This window comes from Plantactinospora sp. DSM 117369 (genome assembly GCF_053764795.1).
In genome coordinates this window covers 3,203,341-3,224,306 of record NZ_CM132446.1, presented here as the reverse complement: position 1 = coordinate 3,224,306, position 20,966 = coordinate 3,203,341, and the positions used below count along the sequence as shown (strand labels likewise).

Annotated in this window: 19 protein-coding genes and 1 riboswitch; of the genes, 11 read left to right on the top strand and 8 right to left on the bottom strand. The window is 71.5% G+C overall.

Annotation, left to right across the window (positions count from 1 at the left end; all coding sequences use genetic code 11):
- Positions 1-150 precede the first annotated feature (150 nt).
- Positions 151-1,410: an FAD-dependent oxidoreductase gene (locus ACSMXO_RS14265; protein ID WP_346261458.1), complete on the bottom strand. Its 1,260-nt coding sequence runs from the start codon at positions 1,408-1,410 to the stop codon at positions 151-153.
- Between the two features lie 511 nt (positions 1,411-1,921).
- Here ACSMXO_RS14265 and ACSMXO_RS14260 point away from each other — a divergent pair.
- From ACSMXO_RS14260 to ACSMXO_RS14250, 3 genes are all read left to right on the top strand, one after another.
- Positions 1,922-2,740, top strand: a complete 819-nt coding sequence (locus ACSMXO_RS14260) for a CoA transferase subunit A (RefSeq protein WP_455418101.1) — start codon at positions 1,922-1,924, stop codon at positions 2,738-2,740.
- A gap of 169 nt (positions 2,741-2,909) precedes the next feature.
- On the top strand, positions 2,910-3,692 hold the full coding sequence (locus ACSMXO_RS14255) for a CoA-transferase subunit beta (protein ID WP_346261460.1): 783 nt from the start codon (positions 2,910-2,912) through the stop codon (positions 3,690-3,692).
- A 100-nt stretch (positions 3,693-3,792) separates the two neighbouring features.
- Positions 3,793-4,257, top strand: a complete 465-nt coding sequence (locus tag ACSMXO_RS14250; protein ID WP_346261461.1) for a PPOX class F420-dependent oxidoreductase — start codon at positions 3,793-3,795, stop codon at positions 4,255-4,257.
- A gap of 104 nt (positions 4,258-4,361) precedes the next feature.
- Here ACSMXO_RS14250 and ACSMXO_RS14245 read toward each other — a convergent pair whose 3' ends face one another.
- The 4 genes from ACSMXO_RS14245 to ACSMXO_RS14230 form a co-directional block, all read right to left on the bottom strand.
- A complete protein-coding gene (locus ACSMXO_RS14245; protein WP_455418100.1) occupies positions 4,362-4,739 on the bottom strand; it encodes a VOC family protein in 378 nt (125 codons plus the stop codon).
- A 162-nt stretch (positions 4,740-4,901) separates the two neighbouring features.
- The gene (locus ACSMXO_RS14240) at positions 4,902-6,674 is read right to left on the bottom strand and encodes a sulfatase (RefSeq protein WP_455418099.1); all 1,773 of its coding nucleotides are present in this window, start codon (positions 6,672-6,674) and stop codon (positions 4,902-4,904) included.
- A gap of 299 nt (positions 6,675-6,973) precedes the next feature.
- On the bottom strand, positions 6,974-8,566 hold the full coding sequence (locus tag ACSMXO_RS14235) for a glycosyltransferase 87 family protein (RefSeq protein ID WP_455418098.1): 1,593 nt from the start codon (positions 8,564-8,566) through the stop codon (positions 6,974-6,976).
- Between the two features lie 10 nt (positions 8,567-8,576).
- A complete protein-coding gene (locus ACSMXO_RS14230; protein ID WP_455418097.1) occupies positions 8,577-9,965 on the bottom strand; it encodes an RNA-guided endonuclease InsQ/TnpB family protein in 1,389 nt (462 codons plus the stop codon).
- 397 nt (positions 9,966-10,362) lie between these two features.
- Between ACSMXO_RS14230 and ACSMXO_RS14225 the strand changes: the two genes are divergently transcribed.
- From ACSMXO_RS14225 to ACSMXO_RS14205, 5 genes are all read left to right on the top strand, one after another.
- Complete coding sequence (locus ACSMXO_RS14225) at positions 10,363-11,604, top strand: sialidase family protein (protein WP_455418096.1); 1,242 nt, start codon at positions 10,363-10,365, stop codon at positions 11,602-11,604.
- A gap of 60 nt (positions 11,605-11,664) precedes the next feature.
- A complete protein-coding gene (locus tag ACSMXO_RS14220) occupies positions 11,665-12,495 on the top strand; it encodes an isocitrate lyase/PEP mutase family protein (RefSeq protein ID WP_455418095.1) in 831 nt (276 codons plus the stop codon).
- Between the two features lie 109 nt (positions 12,496-12,604).
- Positions 12,605-13,690, top strand: coding sequence for a WD40/YVTN/BNR-like repeat-containing protein (locus ACSMXO_RS14215; protein ID WP_455418094.1), 1,086 nt, complete (start codon positions 12,605-12,607; stop codon positions 13,688-13,690).
- Positions 13,691-13,693: 3 nt separating this feature from the next.
- Positions 13,694-13,969: a ubiquitin-like small modifier protein 1 gene (locus tag ACSMXO_RS14210; RefSeq protein WP_318397787.1), complete on the top strand. Its 276-nt coding sequence runs from the start codon at positions 13,694-13,696 to the stop codon at positions 13,967-13,969.
- 272 nt (positions 13,970-14,241) lie between these two features.
- Complete coding sequence (locus tag ACSMXO_RS14205; protein ID WP_346257604.1) at positions 14,242-15,402, top strand: magnesium and cobalt transport protein CorA; 1,161 nt, start codon at positions 14,242-14,244, stop codon at positions 15,400-15,402.
- Positions 15,403-15,432: 30 nt separating this feature from the next.
- On the opposite strand, the gene ACSMXO_RS14200 is transcribed toward ACSMXO_RS14205, so the two are convergent.
- Positions 15,433-16,563 (bottom strand): magnesium and cobalt transport protein CorA, encoded by a 1,131-nt coding sequence (locus tag ACSMXO_RS14200; RefSeq protein ID WP_455418093.1) that lies wholly within the window; start codon positions 16,561-16,563, stop codon positions 15,433-15,435.
- Between the two features lie 153 nt (positions 16,564-16,716).
- Positions 16,717-16,776, top strand: a riboswitch (guanidine-III (ykkC-III) riboswitch).
- A 7-nt stretch (positions 16,777-16,783) separates the two neighbouring features.
- On the opposite strand from ACSMXO_RS14200, the gene ACSMXO_RS14195 reads away from it, so the two are divergent.
- Together ACSMXO_RS14195 and ACSMXO_RS14190 are read left to right on the top strand one after the other, a co-directional pair.
- Positions 16,784-17,065: a CBU_0592 family membrane protein gene (locus ACSMXO_RS14195; protein WP_455418092.1), complete on the top strand. Its 282-nt coding sequence runs from the start codon at positions 16,784-16,786 to the stop codon at positions 17,063-17,065.
- A 76-nt stretch (positions 17,066-17,141) separates the two neighbouring features.
- Entirely contained in the window at positions 17,142-17,411 is a 270-nt protein-coding gene (locus ACSMXO_RS14190) for a VOC family protein (RefSeq protein ID WP_455418091.1), read from the top strand.
- A gap of 36 nt (positions 17,412-17,447) precedes the next feature.
- Here ACSMXO_RS14190 and ACSMXO_RS14185 read toward each other — a convergent pair whose 3' ends face one another.
- Complete coding sequence (locus ACSMXO_RS14185) at positions 17,448-18,572, bottom strand: 5-methyltetrahydropteroyltriglutamate--homocysteine S-methyltransferase (protein WP_455418090.1); 1,125 nt, start codon at positions 18,570-18,572, stop codon at positions 17,448-17,450.
- Positions 18,573-18,734: 162 nt separating this feature from the next.
- The gene (locus tag ACSMXO_RS14180) at positions 18,735-19,496 is read right to left on the bottom strand and encodes a FadR/GntR family transcriptional regulator (RefSeq protein ID WP_455418089.1); all 762 of its coding nucleotides are present in this window, start codon (positions 19,494-19,496) and stop codon (positions 18,735-18,737) included.
- A 243-nt stretch (positions 19,497-19,739) separates the two neighbouring features.
- On the opposite strand from ACSMXO_RS14180, the gene ACSMXO_RS14175 reads away from it, so the two are divergent.
- The gene (locus ACSMXO_RS14175) at positions 19,740-20,918 is read left to right on the top strand and encodes an ABC transporter substrate-binding protein (protein WP_455418088.1); all 1,179 of its coding nucleotides are present in this window, start codon (positions 19,740-19,742) and stop codon (positions 20,916-20,918) included.
- Positions 20,919-20,966 lie beyond the last annotated feature (48 nt).

The following is a 20,966-nucleotide window of genomic DNA, read 5'->3' as shown; positions in this document are numbered from 1 at the left end:
GAGAAGCGGGGGATCTTCTCCTCCGAGCATGTCGAGCACGCGGTCGGCCGGGAAGTACGTCTTCCGGATAGCGGAAGGGCGGCTACTGAGACGCCGCATCCGGGCCGGGTCGCCCTGCTCCGTCCAGAGTGGGCGGGGCGGTGGACGTGCTCAGCCGGCCTCTCCGTCGGTGTCGACCGGGGCCGGCGGCCGGCGGGCGAACGGCGGCGCGTGCTCGGGGCGTACGCCGACGCCGATCAGGTAGGCCGGGCCGATGGACACGACCGGGAACCGCCGGAGCAGGGCCAGCACCGGCCGGGGTGGTCCGGCCCGGCGCCCGGCCAGGATCGGGGTGACCAGATTCCGGTGCAGGAACCGCTGCAACCGCTGCACCAGGATGGTCGGTAGCAGCCGCCGGGACCGGACGGCGGCCAGGTCGGCCTCGGTCACCGTGCCGCGCCGGAGCGGCTCGGCGAGCAGCGTGGCGGCGGCGACCGCGTCCTGCACGGCGAGGTTGATCCCGACCCCGCCGACCGGCGACATCGCGTGCGCCGCGTCCCCCAGGCAGAGCAGCCCGGGCACATGCCAGCGGTCGAGCCGGTTCAGCCGTACGTCGAGATGCTTGACCTCGTCCATCGAGGTGATCGCGTCGACCCGGTCGGCGAAGCCGGGAGCCAGTTCCGCGATGTCGCGGCGGAACTGTTCGACCCCCTGGGCCCGGATCCGCGCGTCGCTGCCCTTCCGGGCGATGTAGGCGATCTGGAGGTAACCCTCCCGGGGGATGACCACGGCGAACCGGCCGGGGCCGACCCGGGGGGTGAGCCCGGCCGGGTCGTCGTGTGGGTCGCGGGGCAACCGGAACCACCAGGCGTCGATCTCCACCGGAAACTCCCGGACCGGCAGGTTGGCCTGTGCCCGGGCGAGCGACCACCGGCCGTCGCAGGCGACGGTCAACTCGGCGCGCAGCTCAGCTGTCCTGCCGTCCGGCCCCCGGTAGCGCACGCCCAGGACCCGGCCGTCCTGCTGGATCAGCTCGGTCACCTCGGTGTTCATCCGCAGCGTGAAGGAGGGCTCGGCCGCGCCCGCCTCGGCGAGCAGGTTGAGCAGGTCCCACTGCGGCACCATCGCGACGTACCGGTACCGGGTCTTCAGCCGGCGGAAGTCGGCGATGACGACCTGCCGCCCCGGCGCCACCGGGAAGGCGACCTCGTCCAGCCGGCTCTGCGGCAGGGCGGCGAACCGCTCGCCGAGGCCCAGTTCGTCGAGGAGTTGCAGGGTGGACGGGTGCACCGTGTCGCCCCGGAAGTCGCGCAGGAAGTCGCCGTGTTTCTCCAGCACCGTCACGTCGACGCCGGCCCGGGCCAACAGCAGCCCGAGCACCATTCCAGCCGGTCCACCGCCGACGACGACGCAGGTCGTACGCTCGTCCACCGCGATCACCTTATTCAACGGACGATGAATTATTCACCCACGGTACTCCCGACGCAGCGAAGATCGCAACTGTCCGGAGGCCGGTACGGCAGCATCGCGCCGCGCGGGTCACCCTTCCGGCGCGGGTACGAGGCAGGGAGGGTCGCCCCGGTACACCGGTGTGCCGGGCCCCGACGTGCACGACCGAGCGAAGCGCCGTCGCGGTCACCGCGCTCTCCCCGGCCGCGAAGCCGTACTCCGCGGGCACGCTCGCGCTCTCCCACGCGTACCGGCCGAGCGGGTCCGCATACCGGCCGGACCGCCTCGGCGGGCGCGGACCTGTCGGACGCTCGGCCCAGCACGGCCACGACGGCGGCGGAAAATCCCGTGGCCGCGCCGGGCGGCGTTGACGGGGCCGGATGCGTCACGCTACGTTCGATATCAGAACAGGCGTACGCCAAACGAACGACTGCGCCCGTCTGCCGTCACCGCTCGGCAGGGCGACGACGCGCGATCAGGAGACTGGGGACGGATGGCTGAGATCGTCTCGTTGGCCGAAGGTGTGGCCGAGTTGGTCAACGACGGTGACACGGTGGCGCTGGAGGGATTCACCCACCTGATTCCGTTCGCCGCCGGCCACGAGATCGTCCGGCAGCGGCGGCGCGACCTGGAACTGGTCCGGATGACCCCGGACGTCATCTACGACCAGCTCATCGGGATGGGCTGTGCCCGTCGACTGGTCTTCTCCTGGGGCGGCAACCCGGGCGTCGGCTCGCTGCACCGGTTTCGGGACGCGGTGGAGCACGGCTGGCCGGCACCGCTGGAGATCGAGGAGCACAGCCACGCCGGAATGGCGAACCGGTACGTGGCCGGGGCTTCCGGGCTGCCGTTCGCGGTGCTGCGTGGCTACACCGGCACCGACCTGCCCCGGCATACCGCCACCATCAAGCCCATCACCTGCCCGTTCACCGGCGAGGTGCTCACCGCCGTACCGGCGTTGAACCCCGACGTCACGATCGTGCACGCCCAGCGCGCCGACCGGGCCGGCAACGTGCAGATGTGGGGCATCACCGGCGTGCAGAAGGAGGCGGTGCTGGCCGCCAGGCGGTCCCTGGTCACCGTCGAGGAGATCGTCGACTCCCTGGAGCCGATGCCCACCCAGGTGGTCCTGCCGACCTGGGCGGTCAGCGCGGTCGCGCTCGCCCCCGGTGGCTCGCACCCGTCCTACGCACAGGGCTACTCGGTCCGGGACAACAACTTCTACCAGGCGTGGGACGCGATCAGCCGCGACCGGGACACCTTCACCACCTGGATGCGGCAGCACGTCCTCGACGCCCGGAGGAACCCATGAACGAGCGCGGCGAGGCCGGCCGAACGAACGACCGCGGACATGGTGGCGGGACGGACGAACGCGGGCCGGCCGGCGGGCCGAAGGAGCCCGACGAAGCAGGCGGGATGAGCGAGCACGGACCTGGTGGCGGGATGGGCGAGCGGATCGAGCGGCCCGGGAGGTGGCGGCGATGAGCGCGGAGTGGACCGCCGACGAGATGATGACCGTCGCCGCCGCCCGGCAACTGCGGGACGGCACCGCGTGCTTCGTCGGAATCGGCCTGCCGAGTACCGCCGCCAACCTCGCCCGGGTGACCCACGCCCCCCGGCTCGTGCTCATCTACGAGTCCGGGTGTCTCGGCGCCAAACCCGACCGGCTGCCACTCTCGATCGGCGACGGCATCCTGGCCGACACCGCCGACGCGGTGGTCAGCGTGCCGGAGGTCTTCAACTACTGGCTCCAGCCGGGCAACATCGACGTCGGTTTCCTCGGCGGTGCCCAGCTCGACCGGTACGGCAACATCAACACCACCGCCATCGGCGGCGACTACAGCAATCCGTTGGTACGGCTGCCCGGGGCCGGTGGGGCACCCGAGATCGCCGCCTCCTGCCGCGAGGTCATCGTCATCATGCGGCAGAGTCCGCGTACCTTCGTCGAGCGGGTCGACTTCGTCACCTCGTTCGGTTACGGCGCCGGCTCCGGTGACCGGGAACGACTCGGGCTGCGCGGGGCCGGACCGCAGGTGGTGATCACGGACCTCGGCATCCTCCGGCCCGACCCGTCCAGCCGGGAACTGGTGCTGACCCAACTGCATCCGGGCGCCACGGTCGAGCAGGCCCGTGCGGCGACCGGCTGGCGGTTGCGGGTCGCCGACGACCTGCGTACCGGCGAGCCGCCGACCGATTCGGAGCTCTCCGTGCTGCGCGCACTCAAGGCCGCCACCGACGCCGACCGCTCCGCGTCCGGCACCTGAACTGTCCGGCAATCCCGGAACAGCGGTTGCCGGCCCCGCAGTGGACCCAGACCCCCTCCGCCCGGCCCGCCGTCCCGGCCCAGCCTGATAGAAACGATCAATGACCCGCAGCATCGCGACCAACACCCGCGTCGACCGCGCCGAACTGCTCGACTTCCTCCGACCCCGGCACCGCGCCATCCTGATGACGACCCGCCCGGACGGGCGACCCCAGTCCTCGCCGGTGACCTGCGGGGTGGACACCGAGGGCCGGATCGTCGTCTCGACCTATCCGGAGCGGGCGAAGGCGACCAACGCCCGCCGGGATCCCCGAGTCTCCGTCTGCGTCCTCTCCGACGACTGGAACGGGCCGTGGGTCCAGGTCGACGGCACCGCCGAGGTGCTCGACCTGCCGGAGGCGCTGGAGCCGCTGGTCGAGTACTTCCGGTGCATCTCCGGCGAGCACCCGGACTGGGACGAGTACCGCGAGGCCATGCGCCGGCAGGACAAGTCGCTGATCCGGGTCACCATCGACGGTTGGGGGCCGGTCGCCACCGGCGGCTTCCCGGCCCGCCTCGCCGACTGATCCGGCGGGCCCCGAATGGGTCGGGGAGCATCGGGGTGCGGTGGGCCGGGGACGGCCCGGACGGGTGCCCACCCCAATGGGGTTCCCCGATCCGGCGCGGTGGATCAGCCGAGGTAGAGGCAGAACGGGTGGCCGGCCGGGTCGAGGTGCACCAGGACATCCTGCTGCGGCTGGAAGTCCGCGCGGGTGGCGCCACACGCCACGGCGTGCGCGGCGGCGCTCTCCAGATCGTCGACCCGGATCTCCAGGTGCATCATCATCTGCTGGTCGCCGGGACCGGCCGGCCAGCGTGGCCGGGCGTACGGCGACTCGGTCTGGAAGGCCAGCCCGACTCCCCCGGCCGGGTCGCGCATCAGCACCCAGTCCGACGCCTCCTCGGTGATCTCCCAACCGAGGAGGCGCTGGTAGAAACGGGCGAGCGCTGCCGGGTCCGGTGCACTCAGATTGACGGTGGTCAACGTCAGACCGGTGCCGTCGAACATGATGCGGAACCTCCGAATGCTGGTCAGAGCCTTGGCCGGACATCGATCCGGGCCACGGCCAGCACCGTGGCACGGGCCCGGAAATCCTACCGGCAGGCCCCGACACTTCGGGTGGGTTCACCGGGCCGGGCCGGCCCACCGCGCAGCGGGGTCGGCTCGGAGCTACGACCCGAAGGCGGTGAGGAACCGGTCCCGGAAGTCGCTCATCCGCCAGACCGGAGTGTCCGGGCCGGGTTTCAGGCCCTCCTGCCAGTTCCAGCCGGAGATCCGGTCCAGCACGGCCGGATCCTTGGCGACGATGGTGATCGGTACGTCGTGACTGGCGTTCTCCCCGGTCACCAGCGGGGCCGGCTGGTGGTCGCCGAGGTAGACGAAGACCAGGTCGTCGTCGCCGTACCGCTCCAGGTAGGAGACGACGGTGTTCAGCGAGTACTCGATGGCGCGGCGGTACTGGGTGCGCACCTTGTCGGTGTCCCGCCACACGTCGTCCGACGACTCGCCCACCTCGGCCATCGGCCCGAAGATCGATCCGTCGCCGAGCTGGTCCCAGCCGATGAGTTCCGGGATCGGTGTCCAGGGCGCGTGGCTGGACACCAGCGGAATCGTCGCCATCACCGGCGGGTGGTCCGGCTTGGCGTGTTCGCGCTGCTCGAAGACTGACAGCGTGTACTGGTCCGGCATCTGGGCCCAACTGAACTGCGGGCCACGGTATCCGAGCTCCTTCGAGGCGTGCACCTCGTCGTAGCCGAAGAACGTCCCCTCCGGCCATTTCTGGGTGATGCCCGGCATCACGCCGACGGTCCGCCAGTCGGCCCGCTGGAAGGCCCGGTTCAGGGTCATCCGGTCGCTGGCGACGAGGTGGGTGTAGCGCTGCTGGTTGTTGATCCAGAGACCGGAGAGCAGCGTGCCGTGGGCCAGCCAGCTTCCGCCGCCGTAGGTCGGCGAGGTGAGCCAGCCGCTGCGCGCCGCGTACCCGGCGGTGCGCAGTCGGGTGTAGCCGGTGTCGAGGGTGGCGCCGATCTCCGGGGCGAACGCCGGGTCCTCGACCGCCGAGCGACCGTAGCTCTCGACGAAGGCGAGGACCACGTCCTTGCCCCGCAACGCGGTGAGCAACTGGTCGCCGGGGGTGTCACCGAAGGCGTCGACCCGGGCCTCGGCCGCGAACACCTCCTGGTCGCGCAGGGCCGCCCGCACCTGGAGCGCCCGGTCGTAGGTCAGGGTGCTGACCGGCACGTCTGGAATGATCTGCACACCGAGCACGGCGCCGACGACACAGGTGGCCCCGAGGGCCGACACGATGTGCGTCGACGCCCGGCGGTGCCGGACCACCAGGCGGGTCAGCCGGAGCACCGAGAGCGTCATCAGGACGAGCAGGCCGACCGCGAGCAGGCCGGCGGCGACCACGGCGACGACGGCGCCGGTCCGGCCGTACGACTCCTCGACGTAGTCCGTGCCGGCCTCGAACGAGATCCAGTCGAAGACCGGGTTGAACGGCCGGGCCAGCACCGCGAAGAAGCCCATGTCGATGACCTTCACGATGGCCAGCACTCCGAGTGCGATCCCGACCGGTACCGCCACCACCCGGCGTCCCCAGCCCGGCAGGAGCAGCACCAGCGCGACCACCAGCAGGGCTTCGAGCGGCAGCCGCAGGAACGCACCCGGGGTGAGGAGGGTGAGCTGGTTCGGCGCGAGCAGGGCGAAGACGACCAGCAGCAGGGCCAGGACGCTGGTCAGGCCGGCCGCCACGGTCCGCAGCCTGCCACGCTTTGGAGCGGGAGCGGGAGCGGGAGCGGGAGCGGGAGCGGGAGCGGGAGCGGCGTCGTCGGTCGCGGCGTCGGTCGGGCCACCGGCGACCTCCGACGTGTGGTTGGCGTCGGGCGTACCGTGGTCGTCCGGTTCCGGTGACGGGTGGCCGTCGGTGGCCGGGACCTCCACCGGCTCCGGCGGTGCATCGGTCGGGGTTCGACGACGGCGCGTGAAAGCCGACAATCCAGAGGCCCTTTCCTGTGAAGCCTGGTGACGCCCGCTCGCCACTGGGAGTGACCGACTCGCACGGTCGCGCGAGGTCGGCGGCGCCGGCACGGCCTGGCCGGCCGGCACCGGTCGAGGCGGTGACCGGCCTGGTCTGCGTGCCGCCGTCGTGAGCCGGGCGCCACGTTAACATCCCGAGTTGACCGGGCCCCGGCCACCGGTTGCCGGGTCGGTGAACCGCCCCACCCGCCGGTACCGCGCCGTCACCCGGCGACGAGTTCCTCGCTGTACGCGGCGATCGGGCTGCCGTCCGCGCGGTAGGCGGTCAACCAGCCGTGCGAGAGGTTGGCCGAGCGGAACGAGAACAGCCGCTGCCCCGGATATACCTCCAGCAGCGGGATCGTCCGGGCGGCGCCCCCGGGCGCGGACTGGTATTCCAGCCGGGCCACGGTGGCGTCGACGACCCCGCTGACGCGTACCTTGGTCTTCTCGGCGGTGACTCCGAAGGTGATCGGCGCACCCGCGCCGAACGCGGCGCACCCGGCCGCGCTGCGGCAGACGAAGAAGTAGCGCGGGTTGTGCACGTCGGACATCGAGTACGCCTTGAACGTCGGGTCCGCCCCCGCCGGCAGCGGCTGTACGGCGAAGAAGGCGACCCCGGCGAGGGCGGCGGTGCCCACCCGCAGCCAACCCCGGGCCGTGGAGGTACGCCGAGCGGCGGCGACCGCCGCGACCGCCGCCCCGCCGAAGCCGGCCAGGCACAGCGTGATGGTGGCGATGGAACGCGAGTTCTCGAAGAGGAACTGGAGTCCCGGGGTCATCGAGACCGAGCTGAGCAGCGCGCCCAGCGACAGCACCATCACGCCCAGCACCGCGACACCGGCCACCCGGCGGGCCACCCCGTACGCCCCGACCAGGAACATCGCGGCCAGCACCGGCCAGATCTGGTGATGGGTCCAGGAGACCGGCGAGGCCGCCACGGTCGCGCAACCGACCAGCACGGCCGCCTGCGCGGACCGGCCGGACAGTTCGAGCTGGCGTGCCCGCAGCAGCGCCGTACCGCAGACGACCAGCACCAGGCCGGCCCAGAGCAGCGGGAAGGTCTCGCCCTCGGCGCCCACCCGCAGCAGCATGCCGTGCAGGGACTGGTTGCCGAGCGAGGCGAGGTTGCCGACCCGCGAGGTGTTGAGGAAGGTACCGGTCCAGAAGGTCCAACTCTCCGCCGGCAGCACGACCGCGCCGACCAGGCCGCAGGCCAGGAAGGCGCCGGCCGCCCGACCGGCGTCGCGCCAGCGGCGGGCGACCAGGAAGAAGACCACGAACAGCAGCGGGGTCAGCTTGACGGCCGCGGCGATCCCGACCAGGACGCCCCGATACCGGGCCGGGGTCAGCCCCGTCCCGTCGACCAGGGCGAGCAGCACGATGAAGACGCTGACCTGGCCGAAGCGCAGGTTGCTCTGGGCCGGCGCGGAGAGCATCAGCGCGCAGGCGATGGCCGCGACCACCAGCGGTCGCCGGTGCCGTTGCGAGGTGACGGCGCCACCCACCGCGACGGCGATGGCGGCGATCGCCGCGCAGGTCAGCACCAGCCAGGAGAGTTGGAGGACGCTCTCGGGCAGCAGGCCGATCGGCGAGAGGACCAGGGCGGCGAAGGGCGGGTACGTGAACGGCCCACCGTTCTCGGCGACGAATTCGTAGAGCGGCTGGCCGGCGTGCAGGTGCCGGATGGCGCCGTAGTAGATGTGCAGATCCGAGAGGCGTTCCCAGTCGGGCCGGCGGAGCACGAGTGCCGACGAGACCACCGCGACGACGCCGAAGACCCCCCAGAGCGCGATCGTCCCCCTGCGACTGCCCACGCGGGCGAGTCTAGTGCGGTGTCCACTGACGTTCACCGGGTCTCCCGGTGGTTTTGTGGATCCTCGCCTGTTCGGCGAGCGACTCCCCACTGTGTGGTTGGTGGGGCGGGCCACCGCTGGCCAACCGACCCGCACGCCGCCCGAGGTGCTGTGGTGGGCGGCGGGGGTCACGTCGGGACCGGCCGACACCGGGCAGGTGCCGGCCGGCTCGACGGTGCGTGACCACCCCGGACAACAGCGTCGGCACAGGGGCCGAGGGTTGTGGGGTGGTGGGTCCGCCGCCCGGGGTACGGGTGGCGATGATGGCCGCCGCGACCAGGTCACGATGGCCCGAGAATCCGCAGTACCGGCAGGTGAGGACCCGTCCGGATGGTTTCGGTATCCGCCGGACGCAGGCCGGGCAGGTCGACGACGTCCCCCGCTCATCCACGAGGTCGACTCTGATCCCGGCCAGGGCCGCCTTGTCCTGGAGGATGCGGATGAGGTGGCCGATGCGCCACTGCCGCAACCGCAGGTTGTGCCGCCGACCCGCCTGAATGTCGAGAACCCCGCGCGGGTCACCAACCCGCAGGGTGCCTACCCGCTGTGCGATCGCCCAGCCGATCACGGTCTTGGCGGCCTCGTGCTGGGCCTGCCGGACCCGCCGCCGATGCCGACCCTCCACCAGCCGCGCCCGACGCCGGTACCGCCGCCACCGCCGCGACCCGCGCTCTCCCTTCGCGGGCGCCCGCCCGGCGACCGCCCGACGACGCTTCTTCGTATCCGCGAGATGCTGACGGTGCTCGGCCCGGATCGCCCGCCCGGACACCAACAGCGCCTGCCCGGCCGGGCCGGCGACCGCGTACGGATGGATCACCCCCAGATCCACCCCCGCCATCCGCCCCGGATCCGGACCACACCCCGGCTGGTATTCCGCCACCGGGATCTCGGCGGTCACATCGAGGAACAGCCGACCACCCTCGCACAGCAAAGTGACCGACCGCACCCGGCCGGCCGGGTAGGGCAGATGCCGGGCCAGCCGCAGCCACAACGGACCTGCGCCACGAGCGGTCGGGACCCGCAACCGCCGGCCATCGAGGGTGAACGTGCCGTGGTACCAGCGCACCGGCACCAACCCACGCCGACGACGCGGAAACCGGACCGTGGCGTCGCCGTCCTTACGGCGTTTCGCCGCCGCGAACCAGGCGTCGGAAAACCGGCGTAACACCGAGCGGGCCCCCGTGGAATCCAACTCCCCGAACGTCCCCGACCCCGCAGCCGCCAACTCCCGACACAACTCCTGATAACCCGCCAACGGGGCATCCCGACGGGCCCGACGCCACGCATTGACCTCCAACACACACGCCCACACATCCCCTGCCGACCGGAGCAGGCCGAAACACCGCCGCCGCTGACCCACCGTCAACCGCAACCCCACCCGCGCCGTCCGATACACCACCACAGCAGCGGCCGGATCCCGACGACGAGGCACCAGCAGAGCCAACCCCACGGGTACGACAGAAACCCGACGAACGTTACTGGACACCGCACTAGCCAGCCCGGCCCGAGCGGAAGATCGACCGATGCCGTACGGAGACCTTGCGGTGACCGAGACGGTATGGCAGTTTCTTTCTCAAACCAAGCGATAGATGTAGGTATTTAACTGCGCACGGAGGTGCGGGCATGGCCGGTGCGGCGGACCTGAACACGGCCCGGCTCTGCTTCGGCTTCGCCTCCCAGGGCACGCCGAACCGGCTGGCCAGCATCTACGACGAGGACCTGCTGGTCTGACGCGGACCGGCGGCGAGGAGGTACCGATGTCCTGGCGAGCGAGGACGGCCGGAGTGCTGGTCGGTGGGCTGCTGCTCGGCCTGTCGGTGGCGCCGGCCGGCGGACCCGCCGCGGCCGCACCGGCCGCGCACAGCGAGCGGCTGCTCTTCGACGGCGGCGGCGAGTCCCTCAACGGCATCACCTACCACTCCTTCCGGATCCCGTCGCTGGTGCGGACGAAGGCGAACACCCTGATCGCGTTCGCCGAGGGCCGGGCGTCGAACAACCGGGACTGGGGCAACATCAACCTGGTCTACAAGCGTTCGACGGACAACGGCGCCACCTGGTCGGCGCTGGACGAGGTGGTCGGGGCTGGACAGGGCACCTGGGGCAACCCGACCGCCGTCGTCGACTCCAGCAACGGCAGGATCTGGCTCTTCATGTCCTGGAACCCGGCGGGCTACAGCCAGAACGGCGACGACGGCACCACCCGGATCAGCGCCTGGGAACACCGCAAGGTGTACGTCAGCAGCAGCGCCGACGACGGCCGGAACTGGACCGATCCGGTGGACCTGACCGCCACGCTCAAGCCGAGGACGCTCGCCGGCGGCGGAACCTGGGCGTGGGACGCGATGGGTCCGGGCGTCGGCGTGCAGACCTCCACCGGCCGGCTGGTGATTCCCGCGTTGCACCGCAACATCTACAGCGACGACCACGGGGCCACCTGGAAGGTGCAGCGCATCACCACCAGCACCGGCGCCGCCCAGGAGGGCACCAGCGAGGGCACGGTGCTGGAGCTGACCGACGGCCGGCTGATGCGCAACGACCGGGCCGTCGGCGCGGTCTGGGAGGGCGCGAAGCGCCGCTGGGTGGCGCGCGGGACGATCGAGGGCGGCTTCGGCACCTTCGCGCCGGACCAGACGTTGCTGGATCCGCGCGCCCAGGGCTCCATCCTGCGGTACAACCTCGACTCGCCGACCCGGATCGTCTTCCTCAACTCGGCGAGCACCGAGACCCGCACCAGGATGACCGTGCGGATCAGCTACGACGAGGCCCGGACCTGGCCGGTCTACCGCCGGCTCGCCGACGCGCCGCTGCCGTCCTGGCCGGGGCTGGGCGGCGGCAGCGTCGCCGAGGGTGGCTATTCGAGCATGGCCAAGACCGCCGACTACTTCGTCGGGGCACTGGTCGAGGTGAACGAGAACACCGCCGCCAGCGACACCTCGCGGCGGTCGATCGTGTTCCGCAAGTTCAACCTGCCGTGGATGCTCAACGGCACACCGGAGTGACGGCGGGAGGGTCGCGGGGAGGACGGGGTACCTAGACTGGCCGGCGGAGAGGATGATCCGATGACTCTGGACGCCGCCGACCAGTACCGCCGGGCGGTCACCTTCCGCCGGCTGCACGAGGGGCCGACCTTCGTACTCCCCAATCCGTGGGACGCCGGCAGTGCCCGGGTACTCGCCCAGCTCGGCTTTCCCGCGCTCGCCACCACCAGCGGCGGGCTGGCCTTCGCGCTCGGCCGGCGCGACGGCGCCAACCTGGTCAGCCGGGCGGAGACGTTGCGGAACGTCCGGATGATCGCCGAGGCCACCCCGCTGCCGGTGGCGGCCGACCTGGAGAGCGGATTCGGCGACAGCCCGGCCGAGGTGGCCGAGACTATCCGGCTCGCCGCCGAGGCGGGTGCCGTCGGCGGGTCGATCGAGGACGCCACCGGCGATCCCGCCGATCCGATCCGCCCGCTGGACGAGGCGGTACGCCGGGTCGAGGCGGCGGTGGCAGCGGCCCGGGCTCTCCCGTTTCCGTTCACCCTGGCCGCTCGGGCGGAGAACTTCCTCTACGGCCGGGCCGACCTGCCCGACACCATCCGCCGGCTCCGGGCCTACGCCGCCGCCGGGGCCGACGTGCTCTACGCACCGGGGCTGCCGGACCTGGACGCCGTCCGCTCGGTCTGCGCGGCGGTGGACAAACCGGTCAACGCGCTGGCCGGCGGCGCCCCCGGGGTGACGGTCGCGATGCTCGCCGACTGCGGCGTACGCCGGGTCAGCGTCGGCTCGACCCTGGCCCGGGCGGCGCTGACCGCCTTCGTGGACGCGGCCCGGGAGATCCGGGAGACCGGCACCTTCGGCTTCGGCACGGAGGTACTCAGCTACCCCCGGGTCAACGCGCTCTGGCCGTAACGGGGTCGCGGATCCCACGCCACGGGCGTCCGAGCTGCCTTTTTGTCGGTGCCGCTCGGCATACTGGCCGGCGGACATCGACGGCGCACGTCCGATCGGAGGGATGACCATGACCGCCTTGTTGGCGATCGGCACCGGCAAGGGCCTCTTCCTCGCCACCAGCAGCGACGACCGCAAGAGTTGGCAGGTCAGCGGGCCGCACTTCGCGATGACCGGGGTCTACTCGGTCGCCGTGGACAAGCGGCGGGCCACCCCCCGGCTGCTCGCCGGGGTGACCAGTTCACACTTCGGCCCCAGCGTCGCGACCAGCGACGACCTCGGCGCCTCCTGGCAGGAGCCGGCGGAGCCGCCCGTCTCGTTCCCGGACGGCACCGGAGCCAGCCTGGAGCGGGTCTGGCAGCTCACCCCTGGCCCGGCCGACCAGCCCGACGTGGTCTACGCCGGCACCCAGCCCTCGGCGCTGTTCCGGTCGGTCGACGGCGGCACCTCCTACGAGATGGTCCGCCCGCTCTGGGACCACCCGCACCGCGAGCAGTGGGACGCCGGGTTCGGCGGCCAGGCGATCCACACGGTGCTGCCGCACCCGGCCGATCCGGCGCAGATCCTGGTCGCGATGTCGACCGGCGGCGTCTACCGCACCGGCGACGCGGGTGCGAGCTGGCGCCCGCAGAACACCGGCATCCGGGCCTACTTCATGCCGGACGAGTGGCCCGAGTTCGGGCAGTGTGTGCACAAGGTCGCCCGGGACGCGGTCGACCCCGAAAAGCTCTACGCACAGAACCACCACGGCGTCTACCGGTCCACCGACGGCGGGGTGAGCTGGCAGTCGATCGCCGACGGCCTGCCCAGCGACTTCGGCTTCCCGATGGTGGCCCATCCGCACCGTGGCGACACCATCTACACCTTTCCGCTGGTCGCGGATGGGGAACGCTTCCCCGTCGACCGGCGCTGCCGGGTCTTCCGCTCCACCGACGCGGGTGACACCTGGCAGCCGCTGACCGACGGGCTGCCGACCGACCCCTACTACCCCGCCGTGCTGCGCGACGCCATGTGCGTCGACGACGCCGACCCGGCCGGGGTCTACTTCGGCACCCGCTCGGGCGAGGTCTACGCCAGCCGCGACGAGGGCGACTCGTGGTCGCTGGTCGCCGCCCACCTGCCCGACGTGCTCTGCGTCCGGGCCGCGGAGGTCTGAGCGATGGTCACCGTCGTCGTGCCCGCCGCACTGCGCGGGGAGACGGCCGGCGCGGGCCGGCTCGACGTCGCCGCGGCGGGCACCCTCCGCGCCGTGCTCGACGAGGTGGGCGCCGAGTGGCCGCGGCTGATCCGGCGGATCCGGGACGAGCAGGGCCAACTGCGCCGATACGTCAACGTGTACGTCGACGGCGAGGACTGCCGGCAGACCGGCGGCCTCGACACGGCGGTCCCGGACGGCGCGGAGATCCAGGTCATCCCCTCCGTCGCCGGGGGCTGACCGGCCCCGCCCCCGGGTGGTTCCGGTCGGCAGCCGACCGGGACCACCGGGCCGGCGTTGTCCGCGACTCGGGGTGCGAAGGGGCGCGGCGCCGCCTACGGTGGGGGTTGGTCAACGTTTCCGTGCTGTTGGCCGGCGGTTGGTCGTCCTCGGCCAGGGGCGGGCGTGGGATGGGACAGCGGCCCGGCGTGGGCCGTCGACCGGTTACGTGATCCACTCTTTCGTGGGGTCCCCGCACGTGTCGCTCGACGTCTTCGTTGTGGAGGCTGCCCATGTCCGACTGGCGTTCGCGCGCCCTCCGTCCCGCGAAGCGGGCACTGCGCCGCTCGCAGGACCGATATCCGCAGTCGCCCCCGGAGCTGTCGATGGATCCGCGGGCGGCCGAGGAGGGCACCGAGGCGCCTCCCGCGGAGGAGAGTGTGGTCACCTCCGCGATCTACCGGGACGGTCACCGGGTCGACGGCCCGCCGAACCTCGCCGAGACCTGCCAGCGGCTGCGGGAGCATCCCGGGACGATGGCGTGGATCGGCCTGTACCGGCCGACCGAGGGGCAGTTGCTCACCGTCGCCGAGGAGTTCGGGCTGCACGAGCTGGCCGTCGAGGACGCCATCGTCGCGCACCAGCGGCCGAAGCTCGAACGGTACGGCGACACCCTCTTCGTGGTGCTCCGGGCCGCCCGCTACCTCGACGAGCGCGAGGAGGTGGACTTCGGCGAGGTGCACATCTTCGTCGGGGCCAACTTCGTGCTGACCGTACGGCACGGACAGGCACCCGACCTGACCGCCGTACGCCGCCGGATGGAGAACGACCCCGACCTGCTGCGGCGCGGCCCGGAGGCGGTGCTGTACGCGATCCTGGACAGCGTGGTCGACGGGTACGCCCCGGTGGTCGGCGGGCTGCAGAACGACATCGACGAGATCGAGACCGAGGTCTTCGGCGGTGATCCCCGGGTGAGCCGGCGGATCTACGAGCTGTCCCGTGAGGTGATCGAGTTCCAGCGGGCCACCCGCCCGCTGCTGGACATCCTCCAGGGGCTCACCGCCGGCTTCGAGAAGTACGGCACCGACGAGGAGCTGCGGCGTTACCTGGGCGACGTGGCCGACCACGCCACCACCGCCTCCGAGCGGGTCAACGAGTTCCGGCAGATCCTGGCGGACATCCTCACCCTGAACGCCACGCTGGTGTCACAGTCGCAGAACGAGGAGGTCAAGAACCTGACCGTGGCCAGCTACACGCAGAACGAGGAGATCAAGCGGATCTCCGCCTGGGCCGCGATCCTCTTCGCGCCGACGGTGATCGGCACGGTCTACGGGATGAACTTCGACCACATTCCCGAGCTGCACTGGACGCTCGGCTACCCGTTCGCGCTCTTCCTGATGCTGGTGGTCTGCACCACCCTCTTCGTGATCTTCAAGCGCCGCGACTGGCTCTGACCGGCCCGGGCCGCCGCGGCGTCGCCTCGCTCACAGCCAGTTGTTGCGCCGGAAGCCTCGGTGCATCAAGACCGCCAGGACCAGCATCACCACCAGCACCACCCAGAAGCCGTTCGCCGCTTTCAGCCCCGGGATGAACTCGAAGTTCATCCCGTAGATGCCGGCGATGAAGGTCTGCACCGCGAAGATCGCCGCCCATGCCGCGATCTTGCGCATGTCGTTGTTCTGGTCCACCGAGACCTGGGCCAGCCGGGCCTGGAGGACCGAGTTCAGCAGGTCGTCGTAGGCGGTCACCCGCTCCACCGTGCGGGACAGTACGCCGTGCACGTCCCGGAAGTAGCGGACCACGGGCCGGGGCAGTTCCCGGTCGTCGAGCAGCGCGGCGAACGGCCGCTGCAACGGTGCGACCGCCCGCTTGAACTCCATCAGCTCCCGTTTGAGCTGGTAGATGTGCGCGATCCGGTCCCGGGCCGTACGCGGGGCGAAGACCTGCTCCTCCACCGCGTCGACGTCGGCCTCCACGGCGGTGGCCACCCGGACGTACGAGCCGACGAGCTGGTCGCAGACCGCGTAGGCGACCGCCCACGGGCCGAGCGCCAGCAGGGTGGGCCGGGCCTCCAGGTCGGCCCGGACCGGCCGGAGCGCACCGGGTGCGCCGTGCCGGACGGTGATCACGAATCGGGGACCGACGAACACCGTCACCGCCCCGGTCTCCACCACCTCGGAGGTCTCGGTCAGCTCGGTGTGCTCGACGTACCGGGTCGTGCGCAGCACGATCACCGTCACCTGGTCGTAGCGCTCCACCGCCGGCCGGTGCTCCCGGTTGAGCGCGTGCCCGGCGACCAGCTCGTCGAGGCCGAACGCCTGGGCGATCGGCGCGAAGTCCGCCTCGTCCGGGTCGTGCAGCCCCAGCCAGACGAACCCGCGCCCCCGGCGCGCCGCCGCCAACGCCGCCCGGTAGTCGGGCCGGCCCGGCAACCGGCGACCGTCGAGGTACGCCGCGCAGTCCACGATCCGGTCGGTCTCCTGGCCGCGCTGCGCCGGGACGTACCCGGCGGAGAGGCCGTCGGGGTTGAGCATCCGGGCGATTGCCCGGCGGACCGGCGCCACCCACCTGGCCCGGGTGCCGGCCGCAGCCGCGTCCCGTTCGTACCCCGCCATCGGCGTGTGCCCCTTCCCGCGTGCGGTCGCTGGCGTGCATCGAACCATCCGCCGGCCACCCGGCCGGTCCCGGGTGCCGCCCGCCGGTGAGGTTCCGCACCACCCGGCCGGTCCGGCGCGCCGCCGAGCTATTCTCGATCATCAGGCGGCGCCATCATGCGACCGCCCCGGACGAGAGCGCTGCCGTACCCGGCCCCGCAAAGACGGCGCGCAGAAACCCATGACCGCTGTCGATGTCATCGAAATCGTCGGTTCGCTGCTGATCCTGTCGGCCTTCGCCGCCGCCCAGACCCGCCGACTCTCCCCGCATTCCGCCCGCTATCTGCTGCTGAACGTCGCCGGCTCGACCGTGCTGGCGGTGATCGCCCTGCTGCACCGGTCGTGGGGCTTCCTGCTCCTGGAGGCGAGCTGGGCAATCATCTCCGCCGTCTCGCTGGCCCGGCTGCCCGCCCGGGACCGGCCCGGCGGGCAGCCTGCGGACCGGCCCGGCCTGCACCCCTGATCGTGCCGGCCCGGTTTGCGCCCCGGAGGGCCGGGAAGAGCCACCCCGGGGTGCCGGTTCGTCGGGAGGAGGCGCGATGGCCAACGCCGTACCGGATCCGTCGGCCGGGACGATCGGGCTCGACACCGCCGCGCACGTCGGGATGTCCGTCTCCGACCTGGACCGCTCGGTCGCCTTCTACCGGGCGCCGGCCGGGCTCGACTTCCTCGGCCCGGCGTACACGTTCCGCACCGAGGAGGTGTCGCCGCCCGACGTGGCCGGCACCGAGGTCGCGTACTTCACCGACCCGGGCGGCACCAACCTGGAAATCATCGCCCCGCGGGGCGGGTTCGCCCGGCCGGGCTGACCAGCGGCCCGGCCGGGCGGGCGGTATGGCGGGGGCTCAGTCGTCGCCCCAGACCTCCTGGGCGGTCTCCACGATCAGCCGCAGCTTCGCCACCTGCTCCTCCTGGGTCAGCGCGTTCCCCTCCACCGTCGAGGAGAAGCCGCACTGCGGCGAGAGGCAGAGCTGCTCCAGCGGGACGTAGCGGGCCGCCTCGTCGATCCGGCGCTTGAGGGCATCCTTGCTCTCCAGCTCACCCCGCTTGGTGGTGACCAGGCCGAGCACCACCTTCTTGCCCGGCGGGACGAACCGCAGCGGCGCGAAGTCGCCGGAGCGCTCGTCGTCGTACTCCAGGAAGAAGCCGTCGACGTCGAGCTGGCTGAAGAGCGCCTCGGCGACGAAGTCGTAGCCGCCCTCGGCGGCCCAGGAGGACCGGAAGTTGCCCCGGCACATGTGGGTGGTCACCGACAGGCCCGCCGGCCGCCCGGCCAGCGAGGCGTTGATCTGCCGGATGTAGCGCTCGTGCTGGTGCTCCGGGTCGCCACCCTGGGCGGCCACCATCTCCCGCTGCCGGGGGTCGTTCAGGTACGCCAGGCTGGTGTCGTCGAACTGGAGGTAGCTGCAGCCGAGGTCGGCAAGCCGGCGCACCTGCTCGGCGTAGGCGGCGCTCAGGTCGGCCCAGAACTGGTCCAGGTCCGGATAGACGGCGGTGTCGATGGCGGCCCGGCCGCCCCGGTAGTGCACCATGCTCGGCGACGGGATGGTCAGCTTCGGGGTGCCCGTCGTGACCTGCTGCTTCAGGAAGGTGAACGCGTCGCCGAAGATGGTGTCGGTCAACCTCACCCGGTCGTGCACCCGCAGCGCCGCCGACTGGAACTCCAGCTTTCCGGATTCGTTGAAGAACTGCACGGTCAGCTTCTCGTCGGCCGGGTCGATCCCGCCGAGCTGGTAGATGAAGTCCATGTGCCAGGAGGTACGCCGGAACTCGCCGTCGGTGGCGGTACGCAGCCCGATGCTCTCCTGGAGGCGTACCACCTCGCGGATCGCGTCGTCCTCGACGGCGCGCAACTGGGCGGCGGAGATCTTCCCGGCGGCCCGGTCGGCCCGGGCGGTCAGCAGCCGCGCGGGTCGCAGCAGGCTGCCGACGTGGTCGGCGCGGAACGGCGGGCGGGAGGATGCGTCCATGGTGGTCCCCTCTGTTCCTGGTACGCGGGCTCTCGGTCGGCACACGCCGGCGCCACGTACCGCGACGGCACGATCCGGCCAACCATAGTCCGCCGCGCCGGCATTGATGATCTAGAGACCGTACCTCCGCGCGGGCCCGCTCGCCGGCTGGCGGAAAGCGGTTCAGGAGACGGGATCGGGCCCGCTCTGCGCCCAGATGGCACTCATCTCCGTGATGGCCTGCTCCATGATGTGCACCATCGCGGTCTTGGCCCGCTCGCCGTCGTGCCGCTGGATCGCCTGGGCGACGTCGGCGTGCAGTTGCAGCGCCTCCTCGTGTGGATAGTGCGGCATCAGGTCGTAGTGGTGGCGGCCGGCCAGCACCTCGGCGACCAGCTCGTGCAGCTTGACGAACATCTCGTTGCCGGAGTCGACCAGCACCTGCCGGTGGAACTCGATGTCGAGCCGGAGGAACTCGGCCTCGTCCCCGGCCTTGCCCGCCGCCCACATCTTCGCGGCGAGCCCGACCAGCTCGCTGGCCTCCTGCGGGGTCGCCCGCAGCGCGGCGAGCGAGGCGGCCTGCGGCTCGACCGCGGTACGCAGCTCGGTGATGGAGCGGAGCTGGGCGATCCGGCCGGCCGAGGCGAGCCGCCAGCGGATCACCTGGGGGTCGAAGACGTTCCAGTCGCGCGCGGCCCGGATCAGGGTGCCGACCCGGCGGCGGGACTCCACCAGCCCCATCGAGGCCAGCACCCGCAGCACTTCCCGGACCACCGACCGGGAGACGGCGTACTGCTCGACCAGATCGTCGATGTAGAGCACGGAGCCGGGGGCGAGCTGGCCGGCGCAGACGGCCGTACCTAGTTGATCGAGCAGCCGGGCGTGCAGCCCGGGCTCGGCGGGGTCGAGCCGGACAGACGCGACCTCTGGTGACGGCGTGGCCATAAATAAAGCCTATCAGTGAGCACCCTGGTATTGCTTAAGTCAGGTTTATCGGCCTAGCATCCGGCATTAGGCGGACGTAGGAGTCCGCGGGCGGCGCCCCAACGGCGGGTCGCCGCGAGGGAAGGGGAGATGGACGTGTTACGTCGCTCGGTAATCGGAACATCTCTGGCCGTGGTGGCTGCCCTCGGCCTGTCCGCCTGCGGAGGCGGCGGCGATGACAGTGGCGGGTCGAACACGCTGCGCGTGACGCTGGTGAACCACGTCTGGACGGAAAACATAAAGAAGGCGCTACCGGAGTTCGAGCAGCAGTCCGGACTGAAGGTCGAGGTCACCCAGCTCGGCGAGGACCAGCTCTCCGATCAGTACAACGTGAAGCTGAACGCCGGCTCCAGCGACATCGACGTGATGATGTACCGGCCCCTCCAGGAGGGGAAGCTCTTCGCCAAGAACGGCTACCTGACCGACCTGACCGACAAGGCCAAGGGGGACTCGGCGTTCGACTTCGCCGACTTCCAGGCCCCGCCGGTGCAGGCCACCAGCTACGAGGAGAAGCTGGTCGGTATCCCGATCATCACCGAGCAGGAGGTCCTCTACTACCGCAAGGACCTGCTGCAGAAGTCCGGCTTCACCGCACCGCCGAAGACGCTGGACGAGCTGAAGACGATGGCGGCCAAGGTCGAGGCCGACAACCCGGGTACCGCCGGCTTCGTGGCCCGGACCGGCAAGGCCGCCGCGGTCACCCAGTTCTCCAGCTTCCTGTTCAGCTTCGGCGGCGACTTCGTCGACGCCAGCGGCAAGGCCAGCGTCAACACCGAGCAGGCCAAGCAGGCGTACGCGTACTACGGCGGGCTGCTCAAGGACCATGGGCCGGCGAACATCAGCACCGACATGAGCTGGTCCGAGGCGATGGCCATCTTCACCCAGGGCAAGGCGGCCTTCTACACCGAGGCGAACTCGCTCTACAAGAACGCCACCGACCCGGCCAAGTCCAAGGTCTCCGACACCGTCGGGTTCGCGCCGTTCCCGGCCGGTCCGGCCGGCTCCAAGCCGTACAACATCCCGTCCTGGGCGCTCGGCATCAACGAGGGCTCGGAGAACCAGAGCAACGCCTGGAAGTTCATCCAGTGGGCGGCCGGCAAGGACCAGACGCTGGCGCAGCAGAAGGGTGGCGTGCCGGGGGCCCGTGCCTCGGTCTGGGCCAACCCGGAGGGCATCGCGACCTACCCGAAGGACCTGGCGGACGCCATCAAGATCAGCACCGAGAACGGCGTTGGTCACGACCGGCCGCTGGTCGTGAAGGTGGCCGAGGCTCGGGAACTGGTCGGCCAGCCGATCGTGGACGCGATCACCGGCAAGGACGTGGCCGGCTCGGCCGCCACCGCGAACGAGGCGTTCCAGAAGCTCCTCGACGACGAGAAGTAGGCCATCGCGCGGGGTGGCGGAGCGATCCGTCACCCCGCCCCTGGATCC